Source organism: Psittacicella hinzii (assembly GCF_003585935.1).
GTDB classification, from domain to species: Bacteria; Pseudomonadota; Gammaproteobacteria; order Enterobacterales; family Psittacicellaceae; genus Psittacicella; species Psittacicella hinzii.
Window position 1 is genome coordinate 1 of the sequence record NZ_NRJG01000164.1, and the last position, 20,408, is coordinate 20,408.

A 20,408-nucleotide genomic window follows, 5' to 3' on the forward strand; every position below is an offset into this window, starting at 1 on the left:
CAACTAAACCCCGCAATCGTTAAGATTACGGGGTTATTTTCTTGTTAGGTAAAAAGAGCTAACCGGAAATTAGCTCCCAAGTATTAGAAGTTCGTACGTACAGATTTATTATACCATATTTAAAAAATATTAAAAATAACTCAACCCTAGATATTCTCTTGGTTCAAAAATATTATAAAATTAAATTTAATTATTATTAATTTTAATTAATTATTTTTATTTATTTAATTAAATTATTAAAAACAATATTTAATAATTTAATTGCTTATATTGTTTTAAAACTATATAAGTAAAACAGATGAAAAATTAACCCTAGATCTTAAAATCTAGGGTTACCTATGCCTATGAATAGACTAACGAAAGCTAACAAAAACGGAAAAAAGGTTTTAATTTAATTCTTCACTCGCCCAAAACTCTTCGTTCTGGATTAGGTGTAAAAACTTAGCTACTTCAAAATCTAAGTCAGCATTATACGACCTAATTACAGGTATTTTTGCTCTCCCATACTTATCCCCATCGTCAATCGTAAAGAATGGTATATCCACCTTTACAAGGTCATAAGAAACGCGGTTACTAAAGCTTGAGTATATAGCATTCTCAAAAGAAGAACCTTGGCTTGCCTTAAGCTCTGGACCATCAAGATAATAACGGAATAAGTCCTTAACAACCAGTTGTAATTGCTTATCCTCATAGATATCTGATGGACTTTCCTCTCTTCCATATACATGGCAACGACATAGCACTAAAGCTCTAGCGTCTAGCCGATTTATAGTGTCATCACTCGTTCTCTGCAAATACGTGGTTCTAAGCACGCGCAGTGTACGATGAAGCTCACCATATTCTACATCATCGTCGTTCAATCTAGCCTTGGCAATATCTGATAAATCTTGCACTAAAGTTGAACCAGGATCTTGATTATAGTAATTTTTGAGATAAATCAAACCAGCAGCATACAACAGGCTACTTATAACCGACCTGTCAATGATATATAACTTTCTTCCAGTTAAACTATGCGGAAGCCTTAAATCGTTTTGCTTAGCAGCAATTGCAAATAGTGCCGCTTGGCTTACTGGATCTAATTCTTGGATTAAACCATCTTTTACGTACCTATTTAGCCACATATTGAAATATACGCGCTTGTTAGGGCGTAAATCATTAATCACCTGCACTTCCACGTGTTTTGACGCCTGCTTAGCTAACTTTTCCACAAACGTAGTCTTACCTGTACTATCAATTCCCTCAACAATCAAGTATCTAATCGTCATAAGCGTTACTCCCCTCAAGATACCAGCGCCCAATACGCCAGTGTTGCCCTACTAAGAAATTTATAACAATGCATAAGCCCTCGAAGTTGATCGGCTTGTTATTAGTACTGGCGCTTCTAACTAAATCTGACAACGTTTTAGAGCTTCTGTTATTGAACAAAAACTCCAACAAGAGAGTGTTTACAATCTCCGTGGATAAACCTGCGCGGAAAAACTTTGCTTTCGGAATAACCTCATAAGTTGCTCCGTTACAAGATATCTCATAATCATATCTTGGCTTGTGATTTTGCTCTAACAAAAACAACAGTTGACAAGATAAAGTCCGCAGTTTCTGGTAGTCTAAACTATCCCATTTTAAACCTGTTAAGTCAACAATCTCTAGGGCTAAATACTCTAAAACAGGTTCTAATTTTCTCTTATCTAAAATATAACGTATAATCATAATAGTCTCTTAAAAGTAGACCTCTGGTAGACCTCTAAAAAATGAGGTATATGGTGTTTTTATACGATATATCAATAGGTTAAGTGGTGTTTTTTAGGGGTTGTTCTTATAAATTTAATTTATAACTCATTGTAAGGGTGATAAACAAGCTAGGAATAGCAATATATGCTGTGTTCTTAACAGCATCCCATTGGACATTTATAAATGAGCCCGCTATCCAATTAAGGATAGATAGTGCTCTATCATCGTTAAAGATGATAATAATACGCGAAATACTTATAAGGAGTAGCGATGTGGTTATGCCTGATAAAATGAGCTTGTTTTTATTAAAGCCATTTGGGTCATAGCTGATAAGCATAACGATTAACCAAGATACAGCGCCACCAATCATAGCTCCAACTACAGTATTCACATGCTGTAAAAGTTCAAATGAATTGGTAGAGATTATTACCATTGCTAGAATACAACCGGAATTAATACCAAGAATTGTTGGAGACGCTATTGGATTGCGTACAACAGATTGCATTAGCAGACCGGCAACACCTAAGCAGCTACCACATAAAATGCACATTAAAATTCGTGGTAAACGAATGGAATTAACAATTACGCTTTCGAGACTATCATCACTAGGTTGCAATAATGTATGAAATAAGTTTCCCAGAGAAATTTTCATGGGATAAAACCATATTAAGTTAGCTATAGCACAAACTATAACTAAACTACCTAATATAGTTATTTTGGTATAGTTGTTCATAATGTAGTGAACATATATCGGTCTGTTTTTAGAGTGATTTCGAATTGTGTAAAATTATAGCTTAAGTTAAAAGTTTAGTCGTGTTTTTTCATATAGCAGAGACTGAAATTATTAGCTAAGATATAAAATTAAGATTTGATTTTGCGGTCTGAAGTAATTAAACTTTATCAAGATGTAAATAGTAATATTAAAAGTGTGTGATTAAGGACTTTTATAGGAAAATCCTAATAAAATTTTAGCTAAAGTAACAAAAATCTGATATACTGAAAACAAATCACTGTATTTGTTATCTTTATGCGAATGTCATTAATTTTATTAATACTAGTCATAAAGATTAACAAAATTTTATTAATCATTTTACGCAAAAACGCATTTGACTACCAATAATAATCGAAATGGAAAAAAGGGGTCGTACCAAAAAAAAGGTTCTAAAAATACTAACAATAACAACCGCAAACAATCTATAAGTAGCGATTATGGTAATGTAGGTGGTGTTGGAGTTTACCAAGAGTATGTAAGTACTTCTGGTGCTTCTACTTATACTGATCAAAAAGGTAAAGTAGAAGAAACTTTAGCCTATCTCAACAAAATTGCTAAACGGATTAAAGCCGGTAAATCTACTTCTGATAAAGAAGTTGATGTTAATGTAAGTAATAATGCGAAAACGAAAAAGCGTGATAACGAACTTTTAGATTTCAAAACTTATGATGAAGCTGTAAAAATGAATCTTCATAATGTTGAAAAATCTAAAAACTTAAAGACTTCATCTGTTTTCAAATTATCTTTAGATACTTCTAATAGTGATTTAATATCAACTACTAAAGTTCTAGATAATACGAATGACAAAAACAGAGTGTTATCAAGCAATACTCGCACAGTAGACAACTCAACCCCACTTAGTGTTAATAGTGCTAATAAAAGCAATAATAAATCATCGTCTAATCAAGGTCGTGATTCTCTTTTAAACTCTTTTATTGAAGATGTTAAATCGTATAGCATTAAAAATAACCGTTATCCTTTAACTCGTGATTTTGTAAGACCACAAAGTTCCGATAACGTTATTTATACTGAATATACAAATAATAAAACTTCATATGGACGTGAAAGAGAATTTGTTAACTCTTTACCCCCTCAAACAGTTGAAGTTTACAAAAAGACTAAAAAATTATTCCATGATTTAAATTTAGTTGCTAAAAATAGTACAGACGATAACACTACTTTCCATAATGCATCAATTCATAATGTCGAACCTAGTGATTTAGGCATTATGACAGACCAACGCCGCGCTAAAAAGCGTAAGGCGTCTTCACTAGACAAACAGAAAGCTACCGAGGTTCAGAAAATTCAATTTTCTCAATCATCTGTAACTTCTGAAAATAACGATAAATGCGATTCTTTACTCTATGTAGCTAAGCGTGTTCCTCGTTTAGAAAATAATATTCAAATAGATAATGTAAATGAAATTTTGAATGACACTAAAGAATCTGATAATCATATAAAATCATCAGATAAAAGTAGAGGTTATCCTAATTTCATTCCTATTACAGATAATATCAATAGCGCTGCAGGATCGAAGTTATATGTGAGTATCGGTAAGCATCATGCTACGAGAAACTCAAATGTAACATCTATGTCTAAGCAGAAAGAAAAATTAGTTGCTGATAATATTGAGCTTCTTAAAAATAGTCTTGCTAATAATGCAGAACAGACTTCAGATTTAAATACTCATGTATTAGCTGCTGAGCAAAAAGATAACGAAAATCGCTCTGCTGGACCTAAGTTATATCTTGGTAATGGTAAGCATGAGGCTGCCAAAAACTCAGATCTAACACCTATATCCAAGCATAAAGAAAAATTAGTTGCTGATAATGTTCAATTGCTTGATAAAAGTCTTTCTAAAAATTCATTCGAGAGTTTAGAGCAGACGACAAGTTTAAATACTCAAACTTCAGCAGCTAGTGTAACAGCTAAAACAGAATTATCATCTAGCAAAACTACAAGTGAATTTAAACGTCAAGGTCTCAAACCTTCATTGGAGAGTCAATTACAACAAGATGTTGAAGAATCTCCAAAACTTTATTCACGTAGACTATCGCGATTTAGTCGTCGTCAACGTAGTGATGTTCATGGTAATTATGATGTTTTAGATCCTAATAACCAATCTAATAAATCTTTAGCCGACGTTAGTAAAGGTACTATTCATCGTCAAACTACAAATAACTTTAATAAAAATAAAGTAGTTGCACAGACCAATACACTACTTTATAAAAAATATATAGTTAAAGGTAGTTCATTAGATGATGTGACTGATACTTGTTGTCATATTATTCTGAAGCCTTATCTACATAATGGTAAGCATTTAACAGAAGATGATTTACTGGATTTATTAGAAGAACTATAAGAAAACAAAAGTGTCGAATTCGGATAGCAAGAAAACTAATCGAAAACGTCGCAATCGTCCAAAAAAATCAATGGTGCCTGATCCTCATGATCTAGCAACTAATTACATTGATGATATTATTGCAGATCTTCCTCTACGCAAAAAAGATCGCCTAGAACTTTTAACCAATAAATTAATTGAGGAACTAGGATATCCTAATTGTTTAGATGAAGAGGTTGTCGACAGTTTTGTTAATAATCCTCATGCGAAAGTGTATGATCCTATGTATGTAGTAATAGATCCTAAGTTTTCTGTACGAAGCATCTATTACGATCGTATTAAGACTCTAAAACATTTTACGTATGATTTAAATACGGATGTTAACTACCAAACCCATAAACCCGGAACTCCTATTCGTAATTATTATGATCGCGAAAGAGTTAAAAGGGCACAAGAGTTAGCTGGTTTTAAAAACTGTACTGAAATTCGATAAGTATTCTAATTAGAGCTAATCTCGTTACAGGGATTAGCTTTTCTTTTTTAATATGCTGTATGATTTAATCAGTAGTAAAACTACTCAAGACTTTTTTAAGCAGATGGTATTTAGAAATCAGCATGATTTGTATTTATCATTGAGCCAACAGTTTAGCGGTTTTAAGCAGTACAGTGCTGAACAAGTGTATCAAGCTTTAACCGATTTAAACTGGATTTATGAAACCCAATTTGGGTTATATGTATATCCTGGTAAAAAGCGTTGCCGTCTGTTTCGCATGTCTGTAACGCAAGCTGGATCAGGATTTGCTTCTGAAATTACCGAAGAAGAAGCACAAAGAAATGATTTTTTCAAAAAAGAGAAAAAAGATACAGATATCTTTTTCCATCCAGGTACTGTAGATAGCTTACATTTACTAGATGGTGATATTTTTTACTCGGATATAGTTCAATACGGTGCGGACCAACTTGATAATGTATTCATTTTTAAGAAAATGTCTGAAAATCAGGTCGTATGTGATATTCGTAAGAATACACAAACTTTTGCTCCGACGAATTTTTTAGCCTATGTTCCAGCACTAAATCACATTAATTTAATTAATGTTATTGCTTCAAAGAAAATTGAAGAAGAATACGATAAAAAGCCAGGTTTTTTAGGTATTATTAAACAAGTTCGTGAACTTAGTTTTAAACCCCAAGGCGGTTTTAAAGTCGTAAAAAATAACTTTGTTTTAGAAAGATTTTTCAATTCAGAATCAGAAATTGAAAATACTATTAATTCGATTCTGGCAAAGTTTAATTTAGAATCTACCTTTCCAGATATTGTTGTAGAACAAGCTCGCAGTTTTGGAGATCATGTCCCAGAATATGATCGTCAAGTACGTAAAGATTTAACTCATCTTAACTTTGTTACTATTGACGGTGAAGATGCTCGTGACTTTGACGATGCTGTTTATTGTGAGCCTTTAAACGATGGATCTGGTTGGAAATTGTACGTTGCAATTGCTGATGTATCTTACTACGTGCGTGAAGATACAGCGCTAAACACTAATGCATGTAAACGTGCAACTTCTATTTATTTCCCAACCAAGGTAGTACCAATGCTACCAGAAGAGTTATCTAACGGTTTATGTTCAATTAATCCACACGTAAAAAGATTTACTTTATGTTGTGAAATGATTATTGACCGTAAAGGTAAACTCAAAACTTACGATTTTTATCAAGCTTGTATTATTAGTAAAAATCGTTTTACTTATAATCAAGTGCAAGATATTATTGATTCTAAATATACTGATTTACGTTATTCTACTCCTGAGCTAAATAACGATATTCGTAATTTAAACTGTTTATATCAAGCTTTATTAAAAGCTCGTGATAAACGTGGTGCTTTAGTAATTGAAACAAGTGAACCTAAATTTAAGTTTAATCCAGATGGTTCAATTGCTGAAATTTACTTCTTAGAGCGTAAAGATGCTCATAAACTAATCGAAGAATTAATGATTATCACTAACGTAGCCGCGGCAAAATTTGTTGATGATCATGCAGCTTTAGCACCAAATCGTAACCATGCTCAACCACCTCTAGAGCGTGTAGTAGCTTTAAATCAGTCATTATATAAATATGGATATGAAATTTCTCCGTATCCAGATTCACATGAATATAATGAACTATTAGAAAAAATTAATAATTTAACTGAGGATCGAGATCTCCTAAACAGTTTAGTTTTAAGATCTTTACCTCGTGCTCTATACGAAGTTAATTCTACTGGACACTTTGGTTTAGCACTTGACAAGTATGCGCAATTTACGAGTCCGATTCGCCGTTATCCAGACTTATTATTACATCGTGTAATTAAATCTATTATCTTTGCTAAAAATGAACAAGCAATACAGGAACAAGGCGGTTATGTATACGATTACGACCGTATGGATAAGTTATGCTTTGATTGTTCAAGCACAGAATATAAAGTAGAAAAAGCTTCTTATGATTTTCTTGATTGGATCAAATGCCGTTTTATGGAAAGATTCTTAGGTAAGGATTTTATTGGAGTTATTTCTACAGTTGCTAAAAATGGTGTTTTTGTGCGTATCCCAGAATACCAAATCGACGGTTTCTTATCATTTAACTCATCAACTCCTAATCGAGCTTTAGCTAAATTAAAAGAAACGGCAGAAATACGTCAAAGATTACATATAACTGTTCATCGTATTTCCTTACACGATCGTAAATTAGAGTTTATTTTAGCCTCTGATAAACGTAAACCTGTTACTGAATTAGAACATAAATTCTATTACCCTGGACAATTAGGACACGAATACTATAGCAACAAAGCTAATCGTAAAGCCGAAAGTAATAATTACTGGGATAAATACGGTAATAAAGGTAAAAGCTATAAGCGTAATAAAAGGAAAAAATTTAAAGGATAGATATGAAACTTCTACGCTTAGATAAAATTATTTCCGATTATAGCCATTACTCACGTTCACAAGTGAGTACTTTGGCGCGTAATGGTTTAATTTGTGTAAATGGTGAAGTAGTAAAACAAGTATCACAAAAATTTGATCCTACGCAAATCGAAATAACTATTGATAATGAACCATTAGAAATAGAAGTTGAACCTAGTGTGATTGTCTTACATAAACCAGAAGGTTTTGTATGTGCTAATGAAGACGGGGTTCATCGCACAGTTTTTACCTTATTACCGGAAAAGTTTCGTAAATTTCATTGCATAGGACGTTTGGACGTTGATACTACAGGTTTATTACTGTTAACTAATGACGGACAATTTTCACATAAATTAACCAGTCCTAAATCTCATGTGCCCAAAACGTACTTTGTTACCTTAGCTGATCCGGTTGAAGATAACTATGCGCACGAAATCACGCAAGGTATTTTACTAAAAAGTGAGAAAGATCCTACCTTACCTGCCAAATTAGAGTTAACAGATGATCCTTACCAAGTGTATTTAACAATTACTGAAGGTCGTTATCATCAAGTTAAACGTATGTTTGCGGCATTAGGTAATAAAGTAGAAAATCTTCACCGTAGTGCAATAGGTAGTTATACTTTGCCTGAAGATCTAGACGAAGGTGAATGGATAGTATTAACCGTTGCTCAAGCTGAAAAACTTATAAGAGGTTAAGCATGACTGAAAAGAAAATTAGTTTTGGCGAATTTTCACAGCAACAAGATTCAGAATTAAATACCGAATTTACACAAAGATTCGATCAATTAGCGCAAGAGTACAGCGGACTTCTAGAAAATCTAGAACAACGTAAATCACTTTTAGATAGTGCTCTAGCTTTACTTGAAGAGTATCATGCTCTATTAACTGATTTAATTAATAGTACTCATGGAAAAAAATAGTTTTAAATTATTTAGTAAATATGGTGTATTAAGCATTGTTGCGGCTTCATTAGTTACTGCACAAGCTGCAACTTTCAACGCTAGTGAAAACGCATTTGTAGATGTAAATGGACGTTTACAATTATCAGCGCTAGATTTTAATCAAGAATATACTCCTAACCAAGATGGTTACCGTCATTCTTATCTAGCAATTACGCCATATTATAAAATCAATAAAGCTTATATTGGTGGTACATACGTACTACGTTATACTTTAGATACGAACGATAATTTAGCAAAAGGAAAAAATAGTAAATTATCATCTAGTCAGTATTATGTGTTCATTAAAAGCCCAAATTTAGGTCAAACCTCAATTGGTAAAACTTCTGGTATTTTAGAAGATTACTTCTTAGGGCAACAAAAATTTGGTATTAGTGCTACGAACTATTTACTCTTATCTAAAGATGTATATCACCATGGTATGTGGAAATATACGAGCACTAAAAATCGTTACTATGACTACGGTTTTAGCTTTGTTCATAATGCCAAAGCTGATTATGGTACATATAGTCAAATTGCTGGAAATATCAACTGGACGTTTAATTTAAGCGAAAATAATAAGCTTAAAGTAGTGTCTCTATATTCGAGCCAAAAACAAATTGTAGCGCAGGCTGTAAGATATAAATCACACCCTTACTCATTAGGTTTACATTACTCTTATGCTGATTATGTAAACTTAGGTGTAGTTGGTTATAAATCTCATGTACGTGTAGCTAACTTTAGTGAAAGTACAAATGTAAAAACTAGCCAATACGGGGTAATTTATTCATTAGCAGTTAAGCCGTTATCATACTTAACGGTCTATGCACGTTATATTTACGATAAAGTAGATAACAAAACAAATACTGCTACTACAACCATCCAAGGAAATGCTCTAGCAGCTAATAATAGCTATAAAACTCGCATTATTACCACTGGTATAAATATGGATGTTTTAAAATACGGCTTTATTTATAGCGACTATAGTCATATTCTAGAAAACCCTACCAATAATGCTAAAACTCAAAGTTCATATTTTGTTCAAACTGGTTTTGGTGTTAAATTTTAAAGATAAAAAAGGTCTCTAACTATCTAAGTTAGAGACTTTTTATGTATTAAATATTATTTAACACGACCAATATATTCTGCAGAACGAGTATCTACACGAATAACTTCATCGATTTGGATGAATAGAGGTACACGTACAACCGCACCTGTTTCTAAAGTAGCTGGTTTACCGCCTGTACCAGCTGTATCACCTTTAAGACCTGGATCAGTGTCAACTACTTTTAATTCAACGAAGTTAGGTGGTTGCACAGCGATCGGTGAACCGTTCCATAAAGTGATAATACAAACTGCTTGGTCTTTTAACCATTTAATTGCATCACCAACAACTTCTTGTGAAGCACCAATTTGTTCAAAAGTTTCTTCGTTCATGAAGTAGTAAACTTCACCGTCGTTGTATAAATAAGTTAAGTTTACGTCAAATACGTCAGCAGCTTCAACAGTTTCACCTGATTTGAATACTACTTGTAAAACTTTACCAGAAATTAATTTTTTTAATCTTGTACGGTTAAAGGCTTGACCTTTACCAGGTTTTACGAATTCGTTTTCAACGATAGCACATGGCTCACCTTCGTAAATAACTTTAAGACCTGGTTTGAAATCTGATGTAGAAAAAACAGCCATTGTTTCTCCGGATAAAAATGAAGTTTGATTCTAATACAAACGTTAGAAAGACCTGTATATTTTAGCATAAATCAAGAAAAAAGATTAAAGCAATTACGCCTTTTTTAAGAGCTAAAGCTGTATTTAAATCCGAGCTTTTAATAAAGTAAAGCTACGTAAATATCCGATAAAATAGTTCATTTCCGTGCTATAATGTGCAACGTGGAGGGGCATATAAATGATTAGTTCATACTTCCTAGAAGATCTTAAATTAAGACGTGAAGAAAGTATTAATAAAGACAGTCTAGAAAAAGCTATTTGGATTGACCTTATTGATGCTTCAGAAAATGATCGTCATTTTATTGAACAAACACTCAATATTAACTTTGCCTCCAAATTAGAACTTGAAGATATTGAAGCTTCAGCAAGATTTTTCGAAGATGAATATGGTTTACATCTTCACTCGTTCTTCTTTTACGAAGATGAAGATGAGTATGCAGATCTAGAAACAGTTGCTTTTACAATTAAAAATGAGCAACTATATAGTATTCGTACTAGAGAACTAACTCCATTCCGTCTTTACAGATTACGCTCATTACATCAAAAATTAACTACAGGTAATGCTTATGAAGTATTACTTGATATTTTTGAAACTAAAATTGAGCAGATTGCCGATCTTATTGAAGATACCTATGCAAGTCTAGAGGTACTTACACGTAAAATTCTCCTGTCAAACAACGGTAGTGATCTAGACGTAGCGATTGAAGAATTAACTTATTTCGAAGACTTAACGTCAAAAATTAATACTTCAATTATGGATACCAATCGTGCCTTAAGCTTTTTACTACGTAAAACACGGTTACCTAACGATCTAATTGAACAAGCACGTGATATTTTCCGTGATATTGAATCGATTAAACCAAACAACGATCTATTATTTACGCGTATTAGCTTCTTAATGGATGCTTCGATGGGTCTTATTAATATTGAACAGAACCGGATTATTAAAATGTTCTCGGTGATGTCAGTAATATTCTTACCTCCAACTTTAGTAGCATCTATGTATGGCATGAACTTTGAAATCATGCCTGAATTGCATTGGAAGTATGGTTATCCGTACGCTATAGTATTTATGATATTATCAGCAGTCATCTGTTTATGCATTTTCAAGTGGCGAAAATGGTTATAACATTTGAGTGAATAAAAAATATGCCGGTTACATACCGGCTGTTTTTATATATAAAAACAGCTTGAGTATTAAATTACTCAAGCTTGTTTTTTATTCTTCATTTTTCTTTGTCTTGGGCATTTGCTAAATTACTTTCACAAGTGCTTTTATTTTTGCAACTGCCATAGAAGTATAAAGATTGTGGCTTAGGTTTTAAACCAACATCTTCAATAATTTTACGCTGTTTACTCTCAATTGTTTCATCAACAAATTCGAATACTTTACCACAATCAGTACAAATAATATGATCGTGATCTTCTTTATTTGTTAATTCAAAAACAAAACGAGTACCTTCAAAATTGTGTTTAACAACAATACCAGCTTCTTCAAATTGATTTAAAACACGGTAAACTGTTGCTAAACCAATATCACGTTTGCGCTCAGATAAAACTTTGTAAATCTCTTCAGCGCCAATATGTCTTTCAGGTGATTCAGCAATAATATTAAGAATAGTAATGCGTTGTGCTGTTATTTTTAAACCCGCATTACGTAACATATTATGTGTCTGCTCAAGAGTTAAACTTTCCATTGTCGCCACATTAAGAGTTTATTTACAATTACGTTTATAACTTAATTGCAAATATAGTTAATACTATCAGTTTATAAACTTGATTATATTTTTAACTTACAATGATTAAACTTATAATGCTAAATTAATAAACTGTACTTTTATGGTTTTAGGATTGATTCTAGATTAAATTAGGTGTATGAGTATTTAAAGTCTATATGATTATTATACTTTAAATTAACTTAAATTAAATGCCTAAATCAGCTTTTAATTGTGCAACCCAAGCATCAACACGTTGTTCTGTTAGTTCAGGTTGTCTATCTTCATCAATACATAGACCTACGAGTGTATTCTCATCTACTAGAGCTTTTGATTCGGTGAAAGTATAACCTTCTTTAGAAGTATATCCAATAACAACACCACCATTTTGTTCTACAATGTTAGCAATCTCGCCCATTGCATCACAGAAATAGTCAGCGTAGTCTTCCTGATCACCACAACCAAAAATAGCTACTACACGTTCGTTAAAGTCAACTTGTCTTAATGTAGGAAAAAAGTCTTCCCAATCTGCTTGAGCTTCACCATAATACCATGTAGGAATACCCAGCAATAGAATGTTATATTTTTCTACGTCAGCTTGAGTACATTTAGCTACATCATAAACATCAGTAAGTTCTTTACCAAACTTGTTCGATAGCATAAATGCTAGGTTTTCTGTATTACCTGTATCACTACCGTAAAAAATACCAATTAAAGACATATAACCTCATATTAATATGTTTTATACGCTTTACAAACATAAACTTTGTATAGCTGACACTTTGCACGTCTAAATTTTTCTGTGTTAATTATACAACTTTTAAGCTGTAAATGCTATTTTTTATCTTAAGCAAAAAGGAGTACCAAAAATTACTTTGGTACTCCTTTTAAAGATAGTTTTTAAAAGTTTATAAGGCTTATTTCCAAGCTTTAAATTGATTAATTAAACCATTGGTTGAACTATCATGTGAGCTAACTTGCTCGTTATTTTCTAATTCAGGGATAATTTTGTTAGCTAGTTGTTTACCTAACTCTACACCCCACTGATCAAACGAGAAGATATTGAAAATAACACCTTGGGTAAAGATTTTGTGCTCGTAAATTGCAATTAATTGACCTAAAGTATAAGGTGTAACTTGTTTTAAGAGCAATGAGTTCGAAGGACGATTACCTTCAAACACTTTAAACGGAGCTAATGCAGCAATTTCTTGCTCATTTTTACCTTGTGCTTTAAGTTCTTCAACTACAGTTTCGTATGATTTACCAAACGCTAAAGCTTCAGTTTGCGCAAAGAAATTAGACATTAATTTGGTATGGTGATCACCAATTGGATTGTGTGATTTAGCAGGTGCAATGAAATCACATGGAATTAATACACGACCTTGGTGAATTAATTGATAGAACGCATGTTGACCATTTGTACCAGGCTCACCCCAAATAATTGAACCCGTTTGATAATTTACAACTTTACCATTACGATCTACGTATTTACCGTTTGATTCCATATTACCTTGTTGGAAATATGCAGCAAAACGATGCATATATTGATCGTATGGAAGAATAGCTTCTGTTTGTGCACCTAAGAAATTAGTATTCCATAGACCCACTAAAGCTAATACTACTGGAATGTTTTTCTCAAACGGTGTAGATCTGAAGTGTTCATCAACACTATAAGCACCATCTAATAGTTGTCTAAAATTATCAAAACCAATAGCTAAACTAATAGATAGACCAATTGCTGACCATAGTGAGTAACGGCCACCTACCCAATCCCAAAACTCAAATGCGTATTTAGGATCAATACCAAATTCATTAACTGCTTTTAAGTTAGTAGATAAAGCCACGAAGTGTTTAGCAATAGCTGAAATATCTCCGTTTGCTGCTTTTAATAACCACTCTTTAGCAGTTTGAGCATTCGTCATTGTTTCTTGTGTCGTAAATGTTTTAGAAGCAATGATGAAAAGAGTTGTTTCAGGATTACATTTTTTCAGTGTTTCTACAATATGAGTACCATCAACGTTTGATACAAAGTGTAGATTTAAACCTTGATTGTATGGTTTTAATGCTTCGGTAACCATTAATGGACCTAAATCAGAACCACCGATACCAATGTTTACTACATCCGTAATTTTCTTACCAGTAAAACCAACCCAAGTACCAGAAAGTACTTGTTCAGTAAAATCTTTCATTTGGTTTAATACGCTATGTACATTTTCTACTACATCAACGCCATCAACAACTAGTTTCTCTCCAGCTGGTTTACGTAAGGCAACGTGCAATACTGAACGATTTTCGGTGAAGTTGATTTTATCGCCGTTAAACATCGCTTCAATAGCACTTTTTAAATCTACATCATTTGCTAAATTGAAAAGATTTTTTAAGATTTGCTCATCAAAATTATTTTTTGAGTAATCAACAAAAATATCTTCTAATTGTAAATGATATTTCGTAAAACGCTCTGGATCTTGCGCAAATAAGTCTTGAATACGAGGGGTATTTTTGGCTAATTGTTCAAGTTGTAACCAAGATGGTGTTGTAGTAGGATTAATGTTTTTCATCACGTACTATTCCTCATTATTAAAATTAAACTTGTATGAATCCTTAGTGTCATTTCATACCCCCATATTATAGCCTATTAACGATTATTTTGGTATAGGGGCAACAGATTTTTTCCTAATTGAATTCATGCTTTACACGTTCGGTGAGTAAAGCGGGTAAAGTTAAATTTTTAATCCCTAGATGATGAGCTACTTGTTCAACTGGCTGCTTATCTCCAAAAATATAAACTTTATCACCTGGATGATCTTGTAATACCGGACCAAGGTCAACCGTAAGCATATCCATTGATACACGTCCGACTAGAGGAACAATCCGTCCGTTAACCAGCACAGGAGTGTTTACTTTTGCATTCCGTGGGAAACCATCACCATATCCCATAGCTACGACACCTACATAAGTATCATTTTCTACTGTGTATATACTACCGTAACCAATTTTATCTCCTTTTTGGCGTTTATGCACTTGTACAAGAACGGTTTCTAAATTCATTACTGGTACTAAGCCTAAAGAAGATAAGTCACAATGGTCTGGGTTAACACCGTATACAGCCGAATCTGGTTTTATCCAAGTCGTAGTTGAACTATAAGTAAAATTATGAATAGTTTTTACCACGTTCTTAGTAATAAAACGATGAAGGTCTACTTTATTGGGATTAGAATTTGTTGGATAGTCTGAAAGCACCGAAATTGAGCCGATACCATTAATGCGAATTAAACGTTGAATAACACTTTCGAGCTCATTTTGAGCAAAGCCTAAGTTACTTTTTTCTGAATTAACTTTTACCCAAAGATTAATCGCACTTAAGTGTTCATGATATTGTTCGAGTAATTGAATTTGCTCGTAGCTATTAATAACTGGAGAAAGATGTAAATCGTTAATTTTAAACAGCTCAACGACATTAACGAACCCCTCAAGCAGCACAATATCAGTATTGATCCCAGCGTCACGAATAATTTCAGCTTCATCAAGACGTGTTAAACCAATAGCATCAGCACGACCAACTAAATTACGACTAAACTCGACTAAACCATGTCCGTAAGCATTTGCCTGCACATTAACAATAATCTTAGCAAATGGCTCAATGGATTTTAAAATTTTGAGGTTATGCCCAATGGCATTAGTATTAATAACAGCTTTTGGATATTTCATACTTTCCTCTAATTAATTTTAAATTCATGTTTAACGCGAGCTGTTAGAGCTGTTGTCATTTCATAGTTAATAACGTTTATATATTGTGCTACTTGTTCAACAGGCAGATCATTACCGAATACCGTAACTTTGTCTCCGACCTTATCAACAAGTTCTGGACCTAAATTTACGCAAATAGTATCGACTTCAACTTTACCTACGAGCTCAACTAAACGTCCATTAATTAAGAACGGAGTACCAGCTGGTGCTGTATGTGGATAACCATCACCGTAACCTAAGGCAATAACGCCTATATAAGTATCTTGAGACGCTTGAAAATCAGTATTTTCAAGAATTTGTCCAGCTTTTAATTTTACAATTTGTAAAATTGTCGTCTCTAAATGCATGGCAGGTTTAAAACCAAGATCCTTAATCGGCGTATTATTCGGACTAATGCCGTACATAATAATACCAGGACGTATCCATTCAGTGCGAGTTTCAGGGAAATATAATACTCCTGATGAAGCACTAATAGATCTACCAATTTGCAGTTTATCTGACACGTCATTATATTTATTTAATTGATAATGCGTATAGTCATTTTTAGTAAGATCATCAGCATTAGCTAAATGGGTCATTAAGTTTATTTCTTTCACACAAGATAGTTTAGCTAAACGTGCTTTAACTTCAAGTACTTCTTGAGGATCAAGTCCTAAACGGTTCATCCCAGTATTAAACTTAATCCAAATATTTAAGTTGTGTAAATTATCGTTATAACGTTCGATTAACTCGACTTGTTCAAAACTATTAACCGCTGTTGATAGTTTTAACTCATTGAGTTTAAATAGTTCAACAGCACCTAAAAATCCTTCGAGTAAAAGAATATTATTTTCAATCCCTGCATCACGTAAACGTTCAGCTTCGGCAATGCGAGCCACCCCAATACCTTCAACGTTACTATAAATCGCACGTGAAACTTCAATTAAACCATGACCATAAGCATTAGCTTTTACCACGGCAATAATTTTAGAATGAGGAGCTAATTTACGAATCAGCTTTATATTATGATTTAAAGCTTGGGTATCGATAATAGCTTTAGGGTATTTCATTATCTGGTTAAACTCCAAATCTACTAGTGGAGGTATAAGATAATTAAAAATGTACAGCTTAATATGGTATTAAGCTGTATTTATACACACTAGATGGGTTCTTATTCCCAATATAGGTTAAGATTTTTACTAGCAGGATAATAGTCCGCAACTAAATTAGAAGAACTTATATGTAATTGTTCTGTTAAGTTTGCATCCTGACTAGATAATTGGATATTAATGCTAGCTTTAGCTTTGAATAAAAGATTAGCGCTTTGATTATCCCATAATTGAGATAATTGTGAAGTTAAATCTTGATAGGCAGTATTTTGTAGCATATTTAAATATGCATAAGTATCTGTAGCTGCAACATCAAGAATATTTAATTCAGTTCTAGTATCTCGATTTACTAAAGCTTGCTTATCTAGACTAAATTTAATAAAGTTTAACTTATGGTAAGACATTTTTTGCCAAATTTCGGCAGTTGATAAGCCAAACGCTTTAGCAAAAGCACTTACATTAAAGTTAATCATAAAATGTACATCATATTTTTGGCTTAAATCTTCTAAGCGTGTATAGATGTCATTGATTGCATTAGCAAATTTTAGCACCAAATCAGAGTATTGATTACCAATTAGCTCAACTAAAGCTTTAGCGGGTTCGTTAACCGAATGAGCTGCCACTATTTCGAAATAATAGTCACGAATAAAAGCAAAATCAAAAGAACTAAAATCATTTAAACTTTGAGCTGCAAAAGTAATAAAGTCTTCGATGTAAATTAGACGAGCTTTATTTGCTAAATTTTGTTCATAACTAGCATTATTACGGTCTAAGAATCTTTCTAAAGCCTCGAGCGACATATCTTCTTGTTTATATGCAAGATCAGGCTTATATTCTTGAACAAAATAACTTAAAGTTTCATTATTTAATTCATACAAGCTAACAGGATTATTTTCAGTTCTTTGAGCATAATAAAATTGATGGAAATTTAAAATCGCAAACATATCATATTTTTGTTGCCATTGAGCAAAGGACAAAATATATGTGTATGGACTGATAATAATCTTATTGTTCGGAAAAACTAAAGTTGTAGCAGGTGATTTAATCAGATTTAAAGTAGTGTTTACTTCTTTAAATAAAGATCTACTAAAATGTGGATATAAATCTGGATTTAGCTGCTGATAATAAGCTTTAACCTGTTTGCTACTTACAGCTTTATAAACTGTGTAATCATTTGCAATACTCACAGGTACTTTACGTTCTGGGAAGTTTAAAGCAAATTGATATAAACGACGTAAATCAGCACTTAAAGGATAATTTTTATCGTAAGTAAAGGCTGTTTGCGTTTGCTTAGTAGTAAAGCTGGTATTTTTTTTATTAGCTTGGTTATTATCCGTTAATTGCTGATGGTAAGCTGCAAAATCAAAATCAGCAAAACCTGTAGTTTGCACTCGTCCTTTATGTACTTTTTGTTGAGCAAAAAATTCAGGAGCAATAGTATTGCTATGTGCGTTTGTGCTTTGCTTTGTATTTAAATCAGCAGTACTAATTTCTTGTGCAACAAATTGCTGGTTATTCTTTACCACTTTCTCAGTAGCATTAGCTTGTTTTGCCTTAGCTACACTTTGCTTAGCTTCAGAGATTAACTCTTCGAGATTATTTTCGTAGCGTGAAAAATCAAAATTTACCGGTTTTAAGCTTGGATTTTCCGGATCGACAATAATTTCATGCTTTAAAGTATTATTGCTTGCTAGATTATAATCTAGGTCACTACCGTAGTAATTATAATCTGCAAAAAACTCTTGTAAGCTATCGAGTAGAGTACTATGTGGTAAATAATGATCTACAAGTACTTCAGCTAAAGCCAATGCTTGTTTATAGCTTAATTGAGGCTCGGCATTTAGTAGCTTTAAATCAGAGGTATATGTCATTTGATCTAAATTGCGCTTCATGGTCATCATTTGCGCATATTTAGAGAATACACGGTGAGCTTGTTCTACGGTTGAAACTTCAGCAAGTTCTTGCTCATCAATATCAGAATATAAATCAACTAAAAGATCATGATAATTCTCGAGAATGCCTTTTTCAAATTTACGATTTTGCCAAGGACGTAAGTATACTTCCGGTTTATCGTAATTACGCGGACCAAAATATGGTTGCAAGAACTTAATTTGGTGTACACCTTGAGCATCTGGAATTAGAGTAATTTCTAAACGATTTAAAGCAGGATATTTGCGCTGTGCAGCTTTGAGTAAAGCACGACTACCTACAAGTTGTAAGGTTTCAAGCGTGTAATATTTTTGTGGTTTTAAAAGCGAATGAGTAAACTTATTAACTGTAAAATATTCTGCTTGAGTTTGCGCTTTCTCATTTAACCAAGCCTGAGGAACAATTATATATTCAGGCAGTTGGCCCAAATTTATATCAAAAGAATTTAACTGTTGTACTGCTTGAGTAGTTAAATCTGCTTTATTACAGCGAGCAAATTTAGTAAAGCTTTGTTGTGCTTTTAGTTCTTCTAAACAACGATAAAGACGAATTAAATTGGTTGTTTGACTAATAAAGCACTCAATGTCACGTTCGATGATTTCTTGATCATCGTCATGACTATCTTTAATATTTTCAAAGAAATCTGGATCTATTTGACGGATTAGATCGATATCATCAAGATCATATCTTTCACCGTCAATTACAATTGTATTTTGTGCCGATTCTAATAAAAGCTTAACGTATTCTAAATATGGTTTATCTAGTAAGTCTAAATAGTCTAATTCATCAATAGCTTGATGTAACTTAGTATTTAAAGCATATGATAAATCTAGAGGATTAAGAAAGCCATAATAGTAATTATGCACGTTTTGTGCATAAGCTTTTAAACGATTTGGTGCATCTAGGAGATTATACTTTTGGATACGATTTTTTAGTTTCGTAACACTATTACTTGGTTCACCTGTATGCATTAAATCAAGCATATACGAACTATTAGTAGCTAAATATTGTTGATAAAAGCTCGTATAATTTAGTGACCAATAAACTAAAGAAAAATCATTTACGTCTTGAGCTATTTGGCGACGACGCATTTTGTCTTTAGCTTGATCTTGGGACTTTACTTCTAAACCGCGCATAACATTGTCATACGCTAATTGTTTATCTATATCTTGGTGCTTTACTTGCGTAAATGCTATTTCTTTTAAGTTTAGACTGCTCGTATCTATATTATCTTCAGTATTAAACCCCAGTTTTAGCTGGGGTTCGTTATTAGTATATGAATTTATATAGCGATTCCACCAACGATTACTAAAGTAATAGTTTTTTCGTGAATGGATAAGACCACATTTATATTGCGTATAAGATACAAAACTATTAATTCCTTGCTCAACCAATATATTGTGTTCTTGTTCTAAATTTAAAAGAAGAGTTACACCAGGTTTATTCAATAACTGATAAAAGAATGAAACTGGTCTCTCCATGTT

At 32.8% G+C, this 20,408-nt stretch carries 17 protein-coding genes; 7 read left to right on the plus strand and 10 right to left on the minus strand.

The window, feature by feature from the left end; genetic code table 11:
* Window positions 1–386: 386 nt before the first annotated feature.
* The 3 genes from CKF58_RS07400 to CKF58_RS07410 all read right to left on the minus strand — a co-directional run bounded on the left by CKF58_RS07400 (window position 387) and on the right by CKF58_RS07410 (window position 2,461).
* Window positions 387–1,265 carry a nucleoside/nucleotide kinase family protein gene (locus CKF58_RS07400; protein ID WP_119532505.1) on the minus strand — a complete coding sequence of 293 codons (879 nt, stop codon included), beginning with the start codon at window positions 1,263–1,265 and terminating at the stop codon, window positions 387–389.
* A complete protein-coding gene (locus CKF58_RS07405) occupies window positions 1,255–1,707 on the minus strand; it encodes a hypothetical protein (RefSeq protein ID WP_119532507.1) in 453 nt (150 codons plus the stop codon). The genes CKF58_RS07400 and CKF58_RS07405 overlap by 11 nt, the downstream gene beginning before the upstream one ends.
* Before the next feature lie 106 nt (window positions 1,708–1,813).
* Entirely contained in the window at window positions 1,814–2,461 is a 648-nt protein-coding gene (locus CKF58_RS07410; RefSeq protein WP_119532509.1) for a FecCD family ABC transporter permease, read from the minus strand.
* A gap of 373 nt (window positions 2,462–2,834) precedes the next feature.
* On the opposite strand from CKF58_RS07410, the gene CKF58_RS07415 reads away from it, so the two are divergent.
* The 6 genes from CKF58_RS07415 (at window position 2,835) to CKF58_RS07440 (ending at window position 9,786) form a co-directional block, all read left to right on the plus strand.
* Window positions 2,835–4,862 carry a hypothetical protein gene (locus CKF58_RS07415; RefSeq protein ID WP_119532511.1) on the plus strand — a complete coding sequence of 676 codons (2,028 nt, stop codon included), beginning with the start codon at window positions 2,835–2,837 and terminating at the stop codon, window positions 4,860–4,862.
* 10 nt (window positions 4,863–4,872) lie between these two features.
* On the plus strand, window positions 4,873–5,334 hold the full coding sequence (locus CKF58_RS07420) for a hypothetical protein (RefSeq protein WP_119532513.1): 462 nt from the start codon (window positions 4,873–4,875) through the stop codon (window positions 5,332–5,334).
* A 103-nt stretch (window positions 5,335–5,437) separates the two neighbouring features.
* Window positions 5,438–7,759 (plus strand): ribonuclease R family protein, encoded by a 2,322-nt coding sequence (locus CKF58_RS07425; RefSeq protein WP_222987764.1) that lies wholly within the window; start codon window positions 5,438–5,440, stop codon window positions 7,757–7,759.
* A gap of 2 nt (window positions 7,760–7,761) precedes the next feature.
* A complete protein-coding gene (locus tag CKF58_RS07430) occupies window positions 7,762–8,475 on the plus strand; it encodes a pseudouridine synthase (protein WP_119532517.1) in 714 nt (237 codons plus the stop codon).
* Window positions 8,476–8,477: 2 nt separating this feature from the next.
* Window positions 8,478–8,699, plus strand: coding sequence for a hypothetical protein (locus CKF58_RS07435; protein ID WP_119532519.1), 222 nt, complete (start codon window positions 8,478–8,480; stop codon window positions 8,697–8,699).
* Window positions 8,686–9,786, plus strand: a complete 1,101-nt coding sequence (locus CKF58_RS07440; protein WP_119532521.1) for a hypothetical protein — start codon at window positions 8,686–8,688, stop codon at window positions 9,784–9,786. The genes CKF58_RS07435 and CKF58_RS07440 overlap by 14 nt, the downstream gene beginning before the upstream one ends.
* Before the next feature lie 53 nt (window positions 9,787–9,839).
* Here the strand turns inward: CKF58_RS07440 and efp are convergent, their stop codons facing one another.
* Complete coding sequence (gene efp, locus CKF58_RS07445) at window positions 9,840–10,406, minus strand: elongation factor P (protein ID WP_119532523.1); 567 nt, start codon at window positions 10,404–10,406, stop codon at window positions 9,840–9,842.
* Window positions 10,407–10,623: 217 nt separating this feature from the next.
* Between efp and corA the strand changes: the two genes are divergently transcribed.
* On the plus strand, window positions 10,624–11,574 hold the full coding sequence (corA, locus tag CKF58_RS07450; RefSeq protein WP_119532525.1) for a magnesium/cobalt transporter CorA: 951 nt from the start codon (window positions 10,624–10,626) through the stop codon (window positions 11,572–11,574).
* A 97-nt stretch (window positions 11,575–11,671) separates the two neighbouring features.
* Here the strand turns inward: corA and fur are convergent, their stop codons facing one another.
* The 6 genes from fur to CKF58_RS07480 form a co-directional block, all read right to left on the minus strand.
* Window positions 11,672–12,142 (minus strand): ferric iron uptake transcriptional regulator, encoded by a 471-nt coding sequence (fur, locus tag CKF58_RS07455; protein ID WP_245959248.1) that lies wholly within the window; start codon window positions 12,140–12,142, stop codon window positions 11,672–11,674.
* Between the two features lie 226 nt (window positions 12,143–12,368).
* A complete protein-coding gene (gene fldA, locus CKF58_RS07460) occupies window positions 12,369–12,881 on the minus strand; it encodes a flavodoxin FldA (RefSeq protein WP_119532527.1) in 513 nt (170 codons plus the stop codon).
* 196 nt (window positions 12,882–13,077) lie between these two features.
* Window positions 13,078–14,718 (minus strand): glucose-6-phosphate isomerase, encoded by a 1,641-nt coding sequence (pgi, locus tag CKF58_RS07465; RefSeq protein WP_119532529.1) that lies wholly within the window; start codon window positions 14,716–14,718, stop codon window positions 13,078–13,080.
* Between the two features lie 115 nt (window positions 14,719–14,833).
* Window positions 14,834–15,868 carry an alanine racemase gene (alr, locus tag CKF58_RS07470; RefSeq protein WP_119532531.1) on the minus strand — a complete coding sequence of 345 codons (1,035 nt, stop codon included), beginning with the start codon at window positions 15,866–15,868 and terminating at the stop codon, window positions 14,834–14,836.
* A gap of 8 nt (window positions 15,869–15,876) precedes the next feature.
* Window positions 15,877–16,956, minus strand: a complete 1,080-nt coding sequence (alr, locus tag CKF58_RS07475; RefSeq protein ID WP_119532533.1) for an alanine racemase — start codon at window positions 16,954–16,956, stop codon at window positions 15,877–15,879.
* A 101-nt stretch (window positions 16,957–17,057) separates the two neighbouring features.
* Window positions 17,058–20,405 carry a hypothetical protein gene (locus tag CKF58_RS07480; RefSeq protein ID WP_119532535.1) on the minus strand — a complete coding sequence of 1,116 codons (3,348 nt, stop codon included), beginning with the start codon at window positions 20,403–20,405 and terminating at the stop codon, window positions 17,058–17,060.
* Between the last annotated feature and the right edge of the window lie 3 nt (window positions 20,406–20,408).